At 60.7% G+C, this 16,717-nt stretch carries 14 protein-coding genes; 5 read left to right on the forward strand and 9 right to left on the reverse strand.

Features of this window, described 5'->3' with window-relative positions:
* Positions 1-24: 24 nt before the first annotated feature.
* From HNQ65_RS17505 to HNQ65_RS17530, 6 genes are all read right to left on the reverse strand, one after another.
* Entirely contained in the window at positions 25-780 is a 756-nt protein-coding gene (locus tag HNQ65_RS17505; protein ID WP_184341308.1) for a polysaccharide deacetylase family protein, read from the reverse strand.
* A 7-nt stretch (positions 781-787) separates the two neighbouring features.
* Positions 788-1,555, reverse strand: a complete 768-nt coding sequence (locus HNQ65_RS17510; protein ID WP_184341310.1) for a hypothetical protein — start codon at positions 1,553-1,555, stop codon at positions 788-790.
* Positions 1,556-1,634: 79 nt separating this feature from the next.
* A complete protein-coding gene (locus HNQ65_RS17515; protein WP_184341312.1) occupies positions 1,635-3,848 on the reverse strand; it encodes a c-type cytochrome domain-containing protein in 2,214 nt (737 codons plus the stop codon).
* Positions 3,845-5,887 (reverse strand): hypothetical protein, encoded by a 2,043-nt coding sequence (locus HNQ65_RS17520; protein ID WP_184341315.1) that lies wholly within the window; start codon positions 5,885-5,887, stop codon positions 3,845-3,847. Before HNQ65_RS17520 ends, HNQ65_RS17515 begins: the two co-directional genes overlap by 4 nt.
* 11 nt (positions 5,888-5,898) lie before the next feature.
* Positions 5,899-8,097, reverse strand: coding sequence for a DUF1549 domain-containing protein (locus tag HNQ65_RS17525; protein ID WP_184341317.1), 2,199 nt, complete (start codon positions 8,095-8,097; stop codon positions 5,899-5,901).
* An 87-nt stretch (positions 8,098-8,184) separates the two neighbouring features.
* On the reverse strand, positions 8,185-9,525 hold the full coding sequence (locus HNQ65_RS17530) for a DUF1501 domain-containing protein (RefSeq protein WP_184341319.1): 1,341 nt from the start codon (positions 9,523-9,525) through the stop codon (positions 8,185-8,187).
* A 71-nt stretch (positions 9,526-9,596) separates the two neighbouring features.
* Here HNQ65_RS17530 and HNQ65_RS17535 point away from each other — a divergent pair, with 71 nt between their 5' ends.
* Together HNQ65_RS17535 and HNQ65_RS17540 are read left to right on the forward strand one after the other, a co-directional pair.
* Complete coding sequence (locus tag HNQ65_RS17535; protein WP_184341321.1) at positions 9,597-10,601, forward strand: hypothetical protein; 1,005 nt, start codon at positions 9,597-9,599, stop codon at positions 10,599-10,601.
* Positions 10,598-11,494, forward strand: coding sequence for a ComEC/Rec2 family competence protein (locus tag HNQ65_RS17540; RefSeq protein ID WP_184341323.1), 897 nt, complete (start codon positions 10,598-10,600; stop codon positions 11,492-11,494). The genes HNQ65_RS17535 and HNQ65_RS17540 overlap by 4 nt, the downstream gene beginning before the upstream one ends.
* Before the next feature lie 3 nt (positions 11,495-11,497).
* Here the strand turns inward: HNQ65_RS17540 and HNQ65_RS17545 are convergent, their stop codons facing one another.
* The 3 genes from HNQ65_RS17545 to HNQ65_RS17555 form a co-directional block, all read right to left on the reverse strand.
* Positions 11,498-12,829 (reverse strand): DUF1501 domain-containing protein, encoded by a 1,332-nt coding sequence (locus HNQ65_RS17545; RefSeq protein ID WP_221306205.1) that lies wholly within the window; start codon positions 12,827-12,829, stop codon positions 11,498-11,500.
* A 155-nt stretch (positions 12,830-12,984) separates the two neighbouring features.
* Positions 12,985-13,167: a hypothetical protein gene (locus HNQ65_RS17550; RefSeq protein WP_184341327.1), complete on the reverse strand. Its 183-nt coding sequence runs from the start codon at positions 13,165-13,167 to the stop codon at positions 12,985-12,987.
* 49 nt (positions 13,168-13,216) lie between these two features.
* On the reverse strand, positions 13,217-14,578 hold the full coding sequence (locus HNQ65_RS17555; RefSeq protein WP_184341329.1) for a DUF1501 domain-containing protein: 1,362 nt from the start codon (positions 14,576-14,578) through the stop codon (positions 13,217-13,219).
* A 65-nt stretch (positions 14,579-14,643) separates the two neighbouring features.
* Between HNQ65_RS17555 and HNQ65_RS17560 the strand changes: the two genes are divergently transcribed.
* The 3 genes from HNQ65_RS17560 to HNQ65_RS17570 are packed head-to-tail and all read left to right on the forward strand — an operon-like array spanning position 14,644 to position 16,709.
* Positions 14,644-15,654 (forward strand): galactose oxidase, encoded by a 1,011-nt coding sequence (locus tag HNQ65_RS17560; RefSeq protein WP_184341331.1) that lies wholly within the window; start codon positions 14,644-14,646, stop codon positions 15,652-15,654.
* Positions 15,655-15,690: 36 nt separating this feature from the next.
* The gene (gene fabG, locus HNQ65_RS17565) at positions 15,691-16,419 is read left to right on the forward strand and encodes a 3-oxoacyl-ACP reductase FabG (protein ID WP_184341332.1); all 729 of its coding nucleotides are present in this window, start codon (positions 15,691-15,693) and stop codon (positions 16,417-16,419) included.
* Positions 16,420-16,454: 35 nt separating this feature from the next.
* Positions 16,455-16,709, forward strand: a complete 255-nt coding sequence (locus tag HNQ65_RS17570; RefSeq protein WP_184341335.1) for a phosphopantetheine-binding protein — start codon at positions 16,455-16,457, stop codon at positions 16,707-16,709.
* The last annotated feature ends 8 nt before the right edge of the window (positions 16,710-16,717 follow it).

Genomic DNA, 16,717 nt, shown 5'->3' on the forward strand with positions numbered 1-16,717 from the left:
GAAACAGATAGCTGAGCTTAAGCCTCAGTTGCGGCGCAACTGAGCAACTTTGGCCAGATCGCGCATGGCGATGACTTTGCAGCCGGACTCCTTGAGGTGCTGCATGTAGGCTTCGAATTTGGCGGGGTCGGTGTTGACCCAGGGGTGCTTGATGTCGGGAACGCCGTGGAAGGTCATGACGGCGATTTTGCCATCCTTTGCCTGCGCGACGGCGGCTTTGAACTGCTCGAGTGTGCTGTCGGGTTTGCCGTCGAATGCCTGGGGCATGGTGAGGGGATCGTCAGTGGCGGGATCGTAGGCTCTGGCACCACCAGCGCGGGCAAACTGGTAGCCACGCTCGCGAAGGAGTTTTACTGCGGGCTCACTGGTCTGGTAGCCGGGATAGCAGAAGCTGACCGGTTTGGGGATGCCGTAGGTGGCGCACTGCTGCTCAATGAACTCCACGTCTGCCGCGAGTTGCTCAGGCTTTTGTTTGGCGACGCCGGCGTGCTTGCGGGTGTGGTTGCCGATTTCGAAACCGTCATTGTCGAGGGCTTTGATCTGCCCCCAGGTCATGTAGTGTTCCTTGTCCACGAGGAACTCAAAGCCTTCGGTGATGAAGAAGGTGGCACCGAAACCGTGTTTTTTCAGCAGAGGGGCGACAAAGGTGGCGTGACTGGCGACGGAGTCGTCGAAGGTGAGGACGACGAGACGTTCCGCAGCGGGTTCCACGGCGATGGCGCGCCATGCGAATGTGATCGTGAGCAGGAGGGCAGCGATGGCAAGATGGGCGGGCTTCATGAGCGGATCACTTCACTTTCCAGATTTTCACATCGTCGATCCAGACTGTGCTGGGCACGAGGAAGCTGAACCAGCGTTTCATGGGATGGGCAAAGCCTTCGGAGTGATGACTGGCAAGGACTTTGCCATCGATGCTGAGCCGCATTTCGTCTCCTTCGGTGACGAGAACGAGTTCGTGCCATTCGTGGTCGGCTTTCCATGGAATGACGACTTGTTTGGTTTTGAGCAATGCTTCGAGATCCGCAGGCAGCTTTTCCTTCTTTGCCTGGGCTTCCTCCCGCTTTTTGCGGATCTCCAGATTCATGACACCGGTCTTGTGGTCGATGAGGGTGATGCTGCTCTGGCTGAGGATGCCGTAGCAGAGATGTCCGGCGTGGACGCCTTTCAGCTCGCGATCCACAAAGCCAAGCTGGAGTGATTCGGCGGGATTGAGGCCGGGAAAGCGGAAGCGCACCACGGCACCGCCATCGGTGAATCCGGCCTCATGGTGGATATGTGCTGCGTGCTTTGCTTCCTTGGTAGCGCTGGCGATTTTCAAGATGCCGCCGTCGAGATCGGCCATCTTGATCTGGGGCACGCGGTCTGCGGTGGCGCTGTTCCAGCCGTTGCCAATGGCCTTGGCGAGATTTCCGTCTTCTTCACGCTCGAAGGCGTCGTGGAAGATCATCTGTCCGTTTTCGCGCAGCCATGCGGCATCGTTGCGCGGTGTGGCGGAGTCGGCGGACGATGCTGCCAGCGGTGCCAGCAGCAGGGTGGTGAATAGAAATGTTTTCATGCTCATGGATGGCGGGATGGCAATGCGGCAACACCTCTCGCTGGTGGAGTGCTGCGGAATGAATTCCGCGCTCCTACGGTCAGGGCTTGAACATGGCAATCTCTTTTGCGGTGGCGACGTCCCAGGCGCGGAGGTTGCCGTCCTGGTCGCCGCCTAGCACCACATCGCCGAATTTGCTGGTGGCGAGAGATTGCAGGAACGAGGTGATGCCGGTGATCTTTTTCACCTCGCCACCGTCGCTGGTGATAAGGCGAAGCTTGCTGTCTCCGGCGCTGGTGGCGATCTGGTCTGCGGCTCCGAGGTAGTGGATGCCGGTGACTTCCTTGTCCCAGCCATCGACGCTCTTGCGACGATCGCCGGTAGTCCAGTCCCAGACTTTGACGACATTGTCCGCGCCGCTGCTGGCGAGCAAACGACCGTCTGCACGCCATGAGACGCCGAGCACGTGGTGGGTGTGGCCTTCGAAGACCTTGACCACTTTTCCGGTGCTCAGATCAGTAATGCGCAGGGCTTTGTCTGCACCACCTGAAGCGAGCATTTTGCCATCGGGAGAGAAATCGAGCGCGAAGACGCTGTCGAGATGGCGCTCTGCGTAGGTCTTTTGAAGCTTGCCGGTGGCGACTTCCCACAAAGTGATGTCGCCGCTGCGGGAAGGCTCGCCGCTGCCGATGGCGAGCATTTTGCCATCGGGGCTGAAGGCGAGGCTGTTGGCGCGGTCGGTGATCTCAGACCTGCCATCGCCAGTGCCTATCACGCGCTCAAGGGACCAGGTGGCTGCGGTGCTGCCGGGGACGATGGGCCTGCCATTCACGGTGCTCCAGGCCAGCGGCGGGCCGCCCTCCTGCTCGGCGATGAGTTCAAGACCATTGGCCGAGAACTGCAGTGCCTTGGCCTTCTTCAAAGCTGCGGGCGTTTTGGCGAGGAGATCGCGCTCTGTCTTGGCCTTCTCGGCCTCCTTCTTCACCACCTCAAGGCGTGCCTTGGCATCGACCACAGCCTGCTTGGCCTTCTTTTCATTTTCGGTGACGAGGGTGATTTCATTGGCTGTGTCCGTAATGGCGGCTTCGGCCCGGGTCAGGGCCTCCTGGGCCAGCTTGAGGTCGGAGGCTGCTTTGGTGGCTTTCTCCTGAGCCTCGGTGTTCTTTTTGGCAAGGGCTGCATCCGGCTTGTCGGCAGGGACTTTGGCCACCTGTGCAGCCAGCTCTGCGGCGGCTTTCTCAGCAGCGGTCTTGGCGTCCTCCTTGGGCTTGATGTCTTTCTTTTTTTCTTCGAGGGCCTTTTTGGCAAGCTCTGCGAGTTCGTTGGCTTTCTTGAGCCGGTTGGCCTGTTCGGTGGCGTCGGCTTCGGCTTTTTTGATGGCCTCGTTTTGATACGTCACCTCAAGTGCCGCACGGACGGAGGAGAGATCGCGCTGAGCCAGCGCCTGCTCGGCTGCGAGGTCGGACTTGATGTGAGCGACCAGCTTGCCGCCGGCTGTCTCGGTCAGCTTGATGGAATTGTCAGCCTCCTGAGTGGCGGTGAACTTGGTGGATGGTGCGAGCGCGGGAGAGGCTGGGATGGTGCGCTTCCAGAGCTTGACCTCGCGGAAGCTGCCGGTGGCCAGGCGTGTGCCATCAGGACTGAAGGCCACGGACTGCACCAGATCGCGGTGGGCAACGCCAGGCTGCTTGTAGAGGCCGGATTTCAGGAGAGCCTCATCGGTGAGCTTGGTGACGAGGCTTTGTGTGGGCAGGTGGTAGATGCTGATCTGATTGGCACGCGCTGCGGCGGCAAAATCTCCCTGGGGTGCGACGGCGACAGCATAGATGGGCTGCAATCCGGCTGGGAGCGGCTCCCAGGCGATGACCTGCACTTTTTTCGGCGAAGCCTTGGCGCCTTGATCGATCCAGGTCTTGAGCAAAGCGAGCTGGGCCGGAGTGAGATTCACGGCACCAACTTTGTTGCCCTTGGGCGGCATCTCGGAGTCCCAGGAGTGTGCGGCGGCCTGATAGATGATGCTGTCTGCCCCCTTGCCGGGAACGATGCCTTTGTCGCTCTCGCCGCCCTTCACCATGAGTTCGGGCGTCTCCATGTTAAGCCCGCCTTTGGTGGTGGTCTTATTATGGCAGGCGATGCAGTTGTCCTTCAGGAAGGGACGAACCTGCTGGTCGTAGTCGATGGTGGCGGGAGCCGCCGCGACGACGAATGACGAATGCAAAGCCGAGCAAAGCGAGACAGCCAGCACCGCGAAGCGGATGCTGCCCCGGAGGGGTGAGCGAAGCGAAGCAATGACGAATGGGACGACGAATCTCATTTTTTGGCGACCTCCTTCACGCGGATGCGGATGGGGTTGGAACAGACGATGAAGGTGGCCTCTTTGGGCGCGGCCTTGGCGGTGAGATCTTTGACGAGCTTGTCGGCAGCAGCCTTGGCGGTGTCGGCTTTCTTGAGTGCCTCGGTGGCAGTTTTAATGAGTGCGTCTTTGCCGGGTGTGGTGTCGGTTTTGGCGGTGTCGAGCTGCTTCTTGGCAGCGGTCTGCGCTTCCGCCGCTTTTTTGGCGTCGGCTTCGGCAGATGTGAGTTCTTCGAGACCGCGACGGTACTTCATTTTGGCGGGGCCTTGCAGGATGCAGCCGTAGTCTCCGGGGGCGAGCTTGAGAGCTTTCATGTCCAGCGTGAGCTTGCCTGCGGCAGCTTTGGCAGGGATGTCGGCTTCGGGGGCTTTGGCGGGGTCGATGAGGCCGAGGACTTTGAGTTTCAGCGCGTCGGTGAAATCAGCGTGACGCGTGACTTTGAGGGTGATTTCGAGCTTGGCGTCTGCAGCGACTTCGTAGATGTCATTCTTCTCCGTCTGCACGAGTGCGGGAGCTGCCTGAGTGCTGACTCCCAAAGCTGGTGAACCGGCGGTTCGGTAGAGGATATTTTCCCGGGCGGCATCCGGCACGGCAAACATGACGTAGCGGCTCTGCGGAATGCTGGTGAGAGCAACAGCTCCTGATGGAGCGTCTGCGGTGGCCTGGAAGGCGATGTAGCCGAGTGACTGGCCTTTGCCGATGAAACCACCCAGGCAGGTGAGGCCGGGGGGCAGCTTGTCGGCTTTCAGCTCGATGGGGTCGCTGAGAGCATTGCGATTGGGGGCGATGATTTCCAAAGCGGCGATGCCACTACGCAGGACATTGCTGCTGCCGATTTCACCGCCTTTGGTTTTGGCTCCGGGAAGAATGGCATTCAGCGCGATGAGCGGCGCTGGCTTTGGAGCCTCTTTCAAGACACGAAGCTCGAACGGCAGCGTGGTCTGGAAGTTGTCGCTGAGAGTGATGCGGAAGATGCCATCTGCCTTCGCCTCATAGGCATAGGAGGGGTCGCGGCTGGGGAGATTGATGGTGGGCGCAGGGATGATGGCTGGCGCATCTGCGACCTCGGCCTGTGCTTTGAGCGTTTCCTTGCCCTCGGCATCCTTGGAGAGATTTTCGATGACCAGATGGGGGTCGGTGGCATGGCCGAGCTGGTGGGAGTGCACCTCGATGATGAATTTTTCACCTGCCTTGAAGGCAAGGTCGAAGGTCTGGGCCAAGCCGTGCGGGAGGAAGGAATCACGGATTGTCTGCCCGATTTGAATGGGCCGCACTGCCGCTGGTTTGACTGCGACCGCAGGCGGCGCAGCCGAAGTGAGCGTGATGCGATAACCGTAGTCGTCGCCGGAGCGATACATGAGCTCATTGAAACGCAGGCGGTAGGTGCCATCTGCCTGCGCGGTGAAATGCAGAACGCCGCCACGCATGTGCGCCAGCTCACGCCCGGTGGGAGCTGTGAGCATGCCCATCAGCTCTGTGCGAGTGTCAAAACGCCGCCCGTCAAAGGTGGCTGTGAGGTGCTGCCCTTTTTTCAAATCCAGGGTGAACCAGTGTGGCGAGGAGGATTTGAAGCTGCCTTCGATAACGGAATTAAGTGCCACTTTGACTGCCTTGTCGGGCTTGATGTTGGTGCCGGGAGAGGTGACGGCATCGAGCGCACTGATTTCAAACACCCGCGGATTGGAGACGCCATAGCGGCCGACGAAGCGGCAGTCGTAGAGGGCGGGCTTGAGATCCGCAGGCAGGGCCAGGGTGAAAAGATTTGGCTTGGTGCTTTTCAGCGGGATGAGGTGCTCATTCAGCAGCAGAAATTGAGGTCCTTCGAGATCCGCACCTTTGATGGTGATTTCGACTGTGGAACCTGGCTTTCCGCCCAGGGAAGAGATACTGGTGAGCGTAGGAGACGGAAAGGTGGCCTGGGAGAAGGCCGGAGAGGCGAATGCCAGCAGGACTGAAAATTGGAAACGGAGAACTGAAAACTGAAATTTGGGAAGAGGCATGACGAGGGCGCTTAGTGATTGAACAGGAACTCCTTGGTGTTCAGCAGCGCCCAGAGGATGTCCTCATAGGCTTCTTTTTTGCCCTTGAAGGCTTCGTCGCCGGTTTTGCCTGTGGTTTTCTTGTCGAGATGAGTGCGGGCAAATTTGATCTCGGCGGCGTTGGGATCGCGGCTGAGGGCGATGTGGTAGAGGTCGGAGATTTTGTCGTCGTCAGGACGTGTGTCTTTGGTGAGCGAATCGGCGCGGCCATTGCCACGGGAGAGCTGGGTTTGGATCTCTGCGGCGTTCAGCAGGTGGAGGCTCTGCGCGAGGCTGGCCTCCTGGGTGCGTTCGCACTCGCAGGCGCTGGAGGAGTCGGGCCGGCCAAAGACACTGAGGAAGTAAGTGCTCTGATTGTAGCTGTTGTCCGGCAGCGCGACGGCACGCGTGCCAGGAGCCTGACCGGCAAAGTTGCTCTCCACATCGAGCAGTGTGTTGACGGAGTCGTAGAGCACTTCGGCGTTCAGGCGCTTGGGGTAGTAGCGGCTGAAGTTCTGGCGGTCCTTGGCGTTGTGGGCGTTTGGGACGGCGCTGAGCTGGTAGGTGGTGGAATTGGTGATGGTGCGGATGAGGTGCTTCAAATCGTAGCCGCTCTTTACGAAGTCAGTCGCGAGAGCGCTGAGCAGTTCAGGATTCACTGGAGGGTTGGTCTCGCGCATGTCGTCCTCAGGCTCGACGAGGCCGCGGTTGAAAAAGTGCTTCCAGTAGCGATTGACCAGCGTGTGGGCAAAGAAGGGGTTGTCCTTGCTGCTCATCCAGTCGGCCAGAGCCAGCCGGGGATCCTGCTCAGGCTTGAGCTTGAGGGCCTGCCCGCCGAGGCTGGTGGGAGTCACGGCCTCCTTGGTGCGGATGTTGGTGGTCTGCGCCACGCCACGTTTGCTAAAGATCATCTCCTCGCCCACAAACGTCGAAGGTTTGCGGCTGACATTGCTGAAGAAGGCGGCGAAGCCGTAGTAGTCCTGCTGGCTCCACTTCTCAAAGGGGTGATGGTGGCACTGCGCGCACTGCATGCGGGTGCCGAGGAAGAGCTGCGCGACGTCCTCCATCTGCTGCTTCATCTCCTTTACCTGACGATACCAGGCGACGGGAGGATTTTGGTCGATGTCTCCAGCTGCAGCGACGACTTCACGAACGAACTGATCGTAGGGTTTGTTGTCGGCAATGCTGTCGCGAATCCAGGAATAAAAGAGGTAACTGCCGCGGGCAAAGATGGGCTGAGTGCGCTGATTGCGGAGGAGGGCACTCCATTTGTTGGCGAAGTATTCGGCGTATTCGGGACTGTCCAGCAGGCGGTCGACGAGAGCGCTGCGCTTGCCGGCGTCCTTGGAGGCGATGAAGTCCTTCATCTCAGCCGCTGTGGGGAGGCGGCCGGCGATGTCGAGGGTGACGCGGCGGATGAAGGTGCCGTCGTCAGCGATATCAGAAGGCGGCATGCCGATGGTCTTCAGCTTGGCAAAAACCAGGTCGTCGACAAAACCGCGAGAGGCGGGAAGTTTTTCCACAGGAGCGCCGAGCGGCACGGTGGCGCGGAAGGTGGCCACCTTGCCCTGATAGCGCACCATCACAGCAACGTCACCGGGCAGGTCAAAAAGCTGCACGCGGCCGGTTTCGTTGGTTTCAGCCATGGCTTTCTCATTGGCTTCATAAAGAGCGCGCTTGGTGACATCGCGTGTGCTGCCATCGGTGTAATGGGCGGTGACTTTGAGCTGCTGCGCACCTTTGAGCGGCATGGTGAGCTTGGCTGGCTCGACGCTGATGCTGGCCATCTTGGGGTCGGTGTCTTTGCCGTAGGGCATGCCCTCGCGGATCCAGCGTGCCAGATCGGCGTAATCTTCGGAATTAGGGTCGAGCTTTTTGCCACCACCATGCGGGAGCTGGGCGGTGCCCTTGGTCAGGAGCAGGCTCTGCTCCGCCGCTGCGGGAAAGACGCGGCGACCACGCGCCTCTTTGACGATGTGCTCGTAATCTTCCTGGGGCTCGAAGCCGAGTAGAGAGAGCTTGAAACCATTCTGCCCACCGGACTTGCCGTGGCAACCGCCAGAGTTGCAACTGCCCTTGGTGAGAATGGGCACGATGTCGTTGGCAAAGTTCAACGGCCGAGGGGCGTCCGCTGCGAAAGAGGGCGCGGCGGCAGACAAGGCGGCGATGAGGGTGAGACGGGGCAGATTCATGACAGAGGGAACCTACGGGAGCTGGGGACACATTTTGTCGTGCCAAAATATGTCTCTTTGCCATCCCAACCGTTTCGGCGGGCTGGATCACACGAGCTCAGGCATGGGCAGGTGCCCATCCACGAGGTACTGAGGCCGGCCGGTGAGGTCAGTCAGCGTGGCCTTGGTGACATCAATGCCCATCTGGTGATAGAGGGTAGCGAAGACCTCACCAAAGGCGACGGGCCGCTCGGTGGGCTCGCCAGCGAGCTTGTCCGTGGCGCCAATGACCTGCCCATGGCGCATGCCACCGCATGCCAGGAGCGCTGAAGCGACGCGCGGCCAGTGGTCGCGACCGCCTTTGTTATTGATGATCGGAGTGCGGCCAAACTCTCCCCACACGACCACGGAGACATCCTGGTCGAGGCCACGCTCGTGCAGGTCCGAGATGAGCGCGGTGAGTCCGCTGTCGAGCAGCGGCAGATCCTCGCGCAACTGGCCGAAGTTGTTGGAGTGGTAGTCCCAGCGGCTGAAGGCGAGCGTGACGACACGAGCGCCGGCCTCGACAAGACGACGCGCGGCGAGAAAGTGCTCGGGCAGGCGCGGGCCGCCGTCATCGCGGTTGCGGTTTTCGCCTTTGCCGTAGCGCTCGACGATGCGCGGGTCCTCACGGCTGAGATCGAGCGCCTCAAGCAGACGGGGGCTGGCCAGCACATTGAGCGCCTGCTCATTGAAGACATCCACGCCGCCCATGAGACCAGTCGCATCAATGTCGCGGCGGAAGGTGTCGAAGCTGGAAAGCAGCGTCTTGCGATCACGCAGGCGATCCAGGGTGATGCCGTGCAGAGACATGTCCTCCGTGCCGCCGCCGCGATTGGGCTGGAAGGGCGCGTGCGCAACGCCGAGGAAACCCGGCTCTCCGGTGCGTGCCCACTCCATGTGGCCCATCTTGGGTGACAGACCGACAAACGGCGGCATGGCTGGATTTGTGACACCTTGCAGGCGGGAAACGACAGCCCCCATCGAGGGCCAGCCGCCCGGAGGCTGCTGCTTGGTGCTGCGGCCGGTGAGGCACTGAAAGGCGTCATGGCGCGAGTCGCAGTCCGCCAGCGAGCGGATGAGCGTGCACTTGTCCATCATTTTGGCCAGACGAGGCAGGTGCTCGCAAATCTGGATGCCGGGGACGTTGGTGGAGATGGGCTTGAACTCGCCGCGAACCTCGCCCGGCGCGTCCGGCTTCATGTCAAACATGTCCTGATGAGAAGGGCCGCCGGGCAGGAAGATCATGATCACCGCCTTGTGCGAGCGGCCAGTTTTCTGCACGGCCTCCGCATGCAGGACATCGTTCAGGGAAATCCCACCCATGGCCAGACCGCCGATTTTGAGGAAATTTCGACGCGACACGCCATCGCAGTAGCCGCCGCCGGAATGGGAGTGGATGGAGAGCATGGTTGGTTGAGTGCTGTAAACCTACGGAGGCGATGACAGCTCTCTTGCTGATCCGGCGTTGAGAGACAGGCATGAGCGGACTGATTGGACACACGATGTACGGCATCCTGGCGCTGAAGGCAGCCAAAGGCAGGGGGCTGGCCGTCACACCACTGATCGAACGTCATCTGCCGAGTTTTCTGTGTGGTGCGTATCTCGGCTGTGACATCCAGGTGATGCCTGAGGCTGTCTGTGCGGACACTGGACGCGAGGTGGGATTTGGCACCGTGCCTCTGGACAAGAGCCCGATCACGGGTGGTGCCGTGAAGCCGTGGACATTGGAGCATGACGGACGGAAATACCGGCCCAAGGAGATTCATGAGCTGTTTTATGGCCGTGCGCATCTGGTGTTTGGCTGGAGCAAGGAGGACATGCCGCTGCGCGTGCCGTGGGACCATCTGGCGGACTACTGCGCGCTGGCGATTCGCGATGAGATGAGCTCCGAGCGAGGGCTGGCGTATGCGCTGGGCTGGATGGTGCACATGGTCGGGGATTCGCTGATCAAGTCCATCCAGCCCGGCATCCGCATGCATTTGCTGGATGGCGTTTACACTCCCAGAAACCGCATCGTGCAGGATCAGTTTACCTATCATACGATTGGAGGAGAGCTGGGCATCGACTGGGTCAAGACCTTCCGCGACATGGCGGCCACGCCGGTGGAGACGATCCAGCCACACTACATGCGTGTGGACGCAAAGCGCGGCAAGCTGGCGGAGGTGTTTGATGCAGGGTGGAAGCCGGAGCTGCAGCCGCTGCTGGCCGCTGTGCTGGCTGAGAACCGCCGCTGGCTGCCGCACCACACCGAGGATGTGCTGCGTGTGGTTCAACGCGACAGCGAGGAGGCGAAACGTGTGAGCGGCGGGCTTGAGTTTGAAGCAATGAATGAAATGGCCGAGAGCGCAGGCATGCGGAACACGCTGGTGATCATCGCCGAACAATGCGCCGATTTGATGGAGCATACCATTGCGCAGGTGCCGGAGTGGCGGGATTTGCCTCGACAGCCGGCCCAAGGCTGGGACAAGCTCAAACGCGCATGAAACTCTTCACCTTCCTCTGGCTGCTGTTTGCGACATGGGCTCAAGCCGCCGATGGCAAGCTTATCATCACCTACCTGAACATGCCCAAACACGGGCTGGCGGTAGTGGTGCAGACACCGGGCGGGAGGACGTGGATGATCGACACCGGGCCGCAATCGGAGCCATATGATGCCGGACGCGACACCATTGAGCCCTTTCTCAAAGCACGCGGCATCACACAGCTCGACGGCATCGCCATCAGCCACCCGCATGGTGATCACTACGGCGGCGCGATGTGGCTGCTGGATCACCTGCCGGTGAAGACCTTTGTAGACACCGGCTATTCCGCCCGAGGCTTCACCTTGGCCTACAACCGCGTGCGCCAGCATGCGCAGGAGCGTGGCGCGATATACATCGCCGCCACCGAGGGCGACAAACTCGACTTTGACCCAGATCTGACCGTCGAGGTGCTCTCGCCGCCGAAAACGATGCACAACGTGGACACGGATCCCGCCAAGATAACCGAACACGGCCTGCTGAACACGAACTCGCTCTTTCTGCGCATGCAGCACGGCCAAAACGTCCTCTTTTTCCCTGGAGACGCTTACGGCACGGGACAGCGATACGTACTGGAAAAGAATCCTGCCGAGAGGCTGAAAGCGGCCGTCGTCACAGCGCCACACCACGGCTTCAACACGCATCCCGAGTTTGCAGCGGCGACGAACCCCAAGTATGCCATTGCCTCATGCCTGGATTTCTACGCTGGAAGCGAAGTGCCGTCGCCAGGCGAGAAGCTGACCAAGCAGTTTGAGCCGCTGGGAACGCAGGTGTTTGTAACCGCGTGGCATGGGAACATTGAGATCACTTCCGATGGAAAAGACGTAACAGCGAAGACGGAGCGGAAAGGCAAATGAGGGTTACGTCAACCCGCCAATGGGCGAGCCCATGTACAAGGTGTGCGGCCTGCCGGTGAAGTCGTTCCAAATGGTCTCGCGCGGCAGGCCCAGCGCCTCGTAGATGGTGGCCGCGAGGTTTTCAGGCGTCTGGGCATCGCTGACTGGATAACCGCCGATCTTGTCGGTTTCTCCGATGACCCGGCCTCCCTTGATACCACCACCGGCGAGCAGGATGCTCTGGGCGTGGCCCCAGTGGTCACGTCCGGGCAGGGCCTTGGCTGAGATGCTCTTAATCTTGGGGGTGCGGCCGAATTCGCCGCCCATGATGACGAGGGTCTCGTCCAACTGCCCGCTGGCATCGAGATCTTCCAGCAGGGCACTCACGGCCTGATCCATCGGCGGCAGAAGGTAGTTTTTCAGATTGCCCCAGGCGGCCTGATGCGTGTCCCAGGTTTCGTTGTTGCCCAGATTCACCTGCACCATGCGGACACCGCTTTCCACCAGCCTGCGGGCCATGAGCAAAGACCAGCCGAAGCTGTGACGGCCGTAGCGGTCCAGCATTTTGGGGTCCACTTTCGCCAAACTGAAGGCGTCATGCACCTTGCGGTTGCTGAGCAGGCCGATGGCTGCCTGGCGGGTGGAATCGAAGGCCTCATCTCCGGCCAGAGCGGTGAGATTTTCAGTCTGCTGCTCCAGGGCATTGCGGAGTGAAACGCGGTCCATCACGCGGTCCAGCGTGAGGCCCTGCGGCAGCGAGAGATGCGGAGCCTGAAAGCGCAGAGAAGGATCTGTTTCAAAACCACGCTCGTGGTGAAAGAGATATTTCGGATAGGCCCCGTAGTGCTTGGGGTGATAGGGCGACATCTCCAAAAACCAGGGCTCGTGCTGTGCACCGAGAGTGCCGGCAAACTGCCCCGCAAGAGTGCGGCCTTCGCGATGCACGAGCTTGTCAGGCAGAACGATGGCGGGCGGCAGGTTATCCTTACGCTTGGGCAGCAGGGCAGTGGCGAGCGCCGCCATGCTGGGGTGGTCGGACTTTTTCGGCTTGGAGGGATCAAAGCCCAGCGGCGCATCGCTGCGGCCTGTGAGCATGATGTGGTGACCGAGCGAGTGATCGCTGCTGCCATGCGTGAGAGAACGCACGAGGGACCACTTTTCCGAAATGCGCGCCAGACCGGGCAGATGCTCGCAGATGTGCAGGCCTGGGGTGCGGGTGCGGATGGGCTTGAACTCGCCGCGGATTTCCATGGGCGCATCGGGCTTCATGTCGAAGCTCTCATGCTGCGCAAGGCCGCCGGAGAGGAAGATGTAGATGACCGACTTTGCGCGCGGCGGCTGAGTGGCCGCAGTCATGGCGTGAAGGGCACTCAGGTGGTTCATGCCAAGCCCCAACAATCCTACTGCTCCAGCCTGAATCACTTCGCGGCGGGAAACGGTGGATGCTGGATGCGACCAAGACATGCAGGGCCAAAATACGCGCTGTCGGGCTAGGGCCTTTCCATGAGGGTCTATTTCCGGTTCCAAACGCCGAGCGTGATGGTGTGCTCAGGCGCGGTTGTTTCTGCTGCAGACTTTTTTCTGAGGATTTTAGTCACCACGATCGCGCCGTCACGGATTACCACTCTAAGATCCGCTTCGTCCCCGTCTTTCAGAACCAGCCCTTCAGGAATCGTGGTTTTGACAGGATACATGCTCCAAACATAACGCATGCTGACAGCACAGGCAAGCAGCCTGCAAGAATCAGATCAGCTCCGGCATCGGCTGCCAGCCATCGACCAGATATTGTGGACGACCGGTGAGATCGTTGAGGGTGGTTTTCACCGTGTCGATGCCCATGTGCTTGTAGAGCGTGGCAAAGACTTCGCCGAAATGCACAGGACGTTCGGTGGGCTCGCCGCCGAGCTTGTCGGTAGCGCCGATGACCTGACCAGTACGCAGTCCGCCACCAGCCAGAAGGGCACCGCCGACGCGAGGCCAGTGGTCGCGACCGCCCTCCTTGTTTACGATCGGGGTGCGGCCAAACTCGCCCCAGGCGACAACGGCCACGTCTTTGTCGAGACCACGCTCGTGCAGGTCTTCCACGAGGGCGCTCATGCCCTGATCGAAGAGCGGCAGGTGGCGCAGGAGCTGCGGGTAATTGTTGTCGTGGAAATCCCAGCGACCGAAGTTCAGCGTGACCACACGGGCACCGGCTTCGACGAGGCGGCGGGCGAGGAGGAAATGCTCAAGATTGAGCGGAGCGCCGTCGCCATAATTTTTGGGATCTCCCTTTCCGTAACGTTCGCGGGTTTTGACACTCTCCTTGGTCAGATCGAGTGCGGTGAGGAGCTTGCTGGAAGTCAGCACATTGAGAGCCTGCTGATTGAAGGCATCCATGCTGCCGACGAGGCCGCTGGCATCGAGCTCGCGACGGAAGGAGTCGAATCCGGTGAGCAACGAACGGCGATCCTCCAGACGGTCCAGAGTGATTCCGTTGAGCTGTAGATCGTCCATGCCTGCGCCATTGGGGCGGAAGGCAGCGTGGGTGTTGCCGCAGAAGCCAGGGTGTCCGGGAGAGCCGTAGGGCGGATGACCGGCCTTGGGAGCGAGACCGACGAATGCAGGCATCGCGGGATCCGCCTGCCCCTTGAGCCTGGAAATGACAGAGCCGAAGGAGGGCGGATCGGACAGGCGGCCCACAGGTGCGGCGCCGCCATTGGGAGGCGGGGGCTTGCCGGTGTAGCAGATGAAGCTGTCGTGAGCACCATTTGGAGAGCCGTACATGCTGCGGATCGGCACCAGCTTGTCCATGATCTTGGCCAGCCTTGGTGCGTGCTCGGAAATGTGAATGCCGGGGACGGCGGTCTTGATGGGCTTGTAGGGACCTCGGATTTCCAGCGGAGCGTCCATCTTCAGGTCATACATGTCCTGATGAGGTGGAGCACCGCAAAGATAGATCATGATCACCGACTTGAAGCTGCGCCCGGTACGCGCCTCGGCCTCTGCCTTCAGCAGCTCCGGCAGGGACAAACCGCCCATGGCCAGACCACCAATGCGCAGGAAGTCGCGACGCGAAACGCCATCGCAAAATTTGCCGTGGGATTTGCCAGAAAGAGTGAGCATGATCGAAACCAAAATAAGCACTCAATATGCCGGAACTATCATCAAACCTGCGTTTAATGCCGGCCATGCTTCGCCCGCTGCTCTGCCTCATGTCCCTTGCATGCACCCTCTCCGCCGCTGATTTAAAATGGTCTCCCCTGCCCTCCCTGCCTGATGAAAGAGGATTTGCCGGATCCTTTGCCGGGGTGGTGGATGGCGTGCTGATGGTGGCCGGTGGCACCCACTTCCGCGACAAGATGCCATGGGAAGGCGGCACCAAGCTCTGGTACGACACGGTCTATGCCCTGGACAAGCCGGACGGCACCTGGCGTGTGGCGGGCAAGCTGCCCAAAGCCAACGGGTATGGGGTCAGCATCACGACCCCGCAAGGCTGGATCATCCTGGGCGGTGGGAATGCGACTGAGCACTTTCGGGAGGTGTTCTGGGTGGGGAAAAACGCCCAACTGCCGCCGCTGCCAAAAGCGTGCGCCTTCATGTGCGGATGCGCGAGCGACGATGTGATCTATCTCTGCGGGGGGATCGAAACACCCACGGCCACCACGGCGATGAACACCTTCTGGTCACTGGATCTGAAACAAGCCGACGCCAAATGGCAGGAGCTGCCCCCCTGCCCCGGCAAACCGCGCATCCTGGCCTGCATGGCGGCTGCGAACGGCGTGGTCCACCTTTTCAGCGGTGCGGCCCTGCACGCGGGCAAGGACGGCAAGGCTGAGCGCGAATGGTTGAATGATGCGTGGGCCTACCAGCAGGGCACCGGATGGACCAAGCTGCCCGATATGCCACGCGTGGCGGTGGCGGCTCCGATTCCTGCGCCGGTCATGGGTTCCAAGATCCTCGTGATTGGTGGTGATGACGGTGCCAATGTGAACTTTGAGCCCAAGGAGAAACATCCGGGCTTCCCGCGCTCGATTCTAGCCTTTGATGTCAAAACCCAGACCTGGAGCCAGGCGGGCGAGGTGCCGTTTTCCCTCGTGACGACGAACGTCGTGCCCTGGCAGAAGCAGATCGTGATTCCTGGAGGCGAAGCACGCCCAGGGGTGCGCTCTCCGAAGGTCTGGAGCGGGGTGATGAAGTGACTTGCAACTGGCTGCTGCGGACTCCAAAGCTCTGCGATGAGTCGCAGCATTTTGATCACTGGTGCCAATGGTGCACTGGGCCTGGCCATAGCCGAATTTTTCCTCGCACGAGAGGGGGACTGCCGCGTGTTTCTCGGTGTGCGTGAGCGGCGGGACAGGGCCGAAGAACTTGCCGCACGCCTTCCAGACAGGACGGCTTTGATTTCTCTCGAAGTCACCTCCCCCGATGCCTGGAAGGCCGCTGTGGCGGACATCGAGGCGCATGGCGGGCCGCTGAGCGTGCTGGTGAACAATGCAGGCTTTCACGAAGATGCCCTGCTGGCCAACATGGCGCAGGACCAATGGTCCCGCGTGCTGGATGCGAACCTGAATGCCGTCTTTCACGGGTGCCAGGCAGCGCTGCCCGCCATGATGCGGCAACGGCAGGGGCGGATCGTAAACATCGCCTCCCTGAGCGCCATTTCATCCCCTGCAGGCCAGACGAACTACTCCGCCGCGAAGGCCGGGGTGATCGGACTGACGCAGAGCCTGGCGAAGGAATCTGCGCGCATGGGGATTACCGTGAATGCCATCTGCCCCGGCTACATTGAGGGCGGCCTGCCACCCGAATGGACTCCAGAGCACCTCAAAGCGCTGAAAATGCAGCTGCCGATGCGCCGTTTTGCAAGGCCGGAGGAGATCGCTGCGGCGGTTTTCTTCCTTGCCAGCACGGATGCGAGCTATATCACTGGCACGACCCTGAAAATTGACGGAGGCCTCCTTTAGCCTACCCTCTGCACCCTACGACTCGTATCCCCTGCATGCCGACCCGCCAGCGCCTCAAAGAACTGATGATCAGCGAACTCATGCTCGACATGACAGCAGATGAAATTGGCGATGACACCCCCCTCTTTGGCCCTGCAGGTGTCGGCCTGGATTCGGTGGACGCCCTACAGCTGGTGGTGATGATCGAAAAACACTTCGGCTTTAAAATGGCTGACCAGGACCAGGCCAAGCGCATCCTGCACAGTGTCAATACGATCGCCGAAGCTGTGGACCAGAAGGCGACGGCCTGATTTTCCAG

This window comes from Prosthecobacter vanneervenii (assembly GCF_014203095.1).
In the GTDB taxonomy this organism is placed as follows: Bacteria; Verrucomicrobiota; Verrucomicrobiia; order Verrucomicrobiales; family Verrucomicrobiaceae; genus Prosthecobacter; species Prosthecobacter vanneervenii.

Excerpts from the sequence above, each read along its gene's own strand:
- HNQ65_RS17505 (WP_184341308.1), bottom strand. The coding sequence starts at position 780 with ATGAAGCCCGCCCATCTTGCCATCGCTGCCCTCCTGCTCACGATCACA.
- HNQ65_RS17510 (WP_184341310.1), bottom strand. The coding sequence starts at position 1,555 with ATGAAAACATTTCTATTCACCACCCTGCTGCTGGCACCGCTGGCAGCA.
- HNQ65_RS17515 (WP_184341312.1), bottom strand. The coding sequence starts at position 3,848 with ATGAGATTCGTCGTCCCATTCGTCATTGCTTCGCTTCGCTCACCCCTC.
- HNQ65_RS17520 (WP_184341315.1), bottom strand. The coding sequence starts at position 5,887 with ATGCCTCTTCCCAAATTTCAGTTTTCAGTTCTCCGTTTCCAATTTTCA.
- HNQ65_RS17525 (WP_184341317.1), bottom strand. The coding sequence starts at position 8,097 with ATGAATCTGCCCCGTCTCACCCTCATCGCCGCCTTGTCTGCCGCCGCG.
- HNQ65_RS17530 (WP_184341319.1), bottom strand. The coding sequence starts at position 9,525 with ATGCTCTCCATCCACTCCCATTCCGGCGGCGGCTACTGCGATGGCGTG.
- HNQ65_RS17535 (WP_184341321.1), top strand. The coding sequence starts at position 9,597 with ATGAGCGGACTGATTGGACACACGATGTACGGCATCCTGGCGCTGAAG.
- HNQ65_RS17540 (WP_184341323.1), top strand. The coding sequence starts at position 10,598 with ATGAAACTCTTCACCTTCCTCTGGCTGCTGTTTGCGACATGGGCTCAA.
- HNQ65_RS17545 (WP_221306205.1), bottom strand. The coding sequence starts at position 12,829 with ATGACTGCGGCCACTCAGCCGCCGCGCGCAAAGTCGGTCATCTACATC.
- HNQ65_RS17550 (WP_184341327.1), bottom strand. The coding sequence starts at position 13,167 with ATGTATCCTGTCAAAACCACGATTCCTGAAGGGCTGGTTCTGAAAGAC.
- HNQ65_RS17555 (WP_184341329.1), bottom strand. The coding sequence starts at position 14,578 with ATGCTCACTCTTTCTGGCAAATCCCACGGCAAATTTTGCGATGGCGTT.
- HNQ65_RS17560 (WP_184341331.1), top strand. The coding sequence starts at position 14,644 with ATGCTTCGCCCGCTGCTCTGCCTCATGTCCCTTGCATGCACCCTCTCC.
- fabG (WP_184341332.1), top strand. The coding sequence starts at position 15,691 with ATGAGTCGCAGCATTTTGATCACTGGTGCCAATGGTGCACTGGGCCTG.
- HNQ65_RS17570 (WP_184341335.1), top strand. The coding sequence starts at position 16,455 with ATGCCGACCCGCCAGCGCCTCAAAGAACTGATGATCAGCGAACTCATG.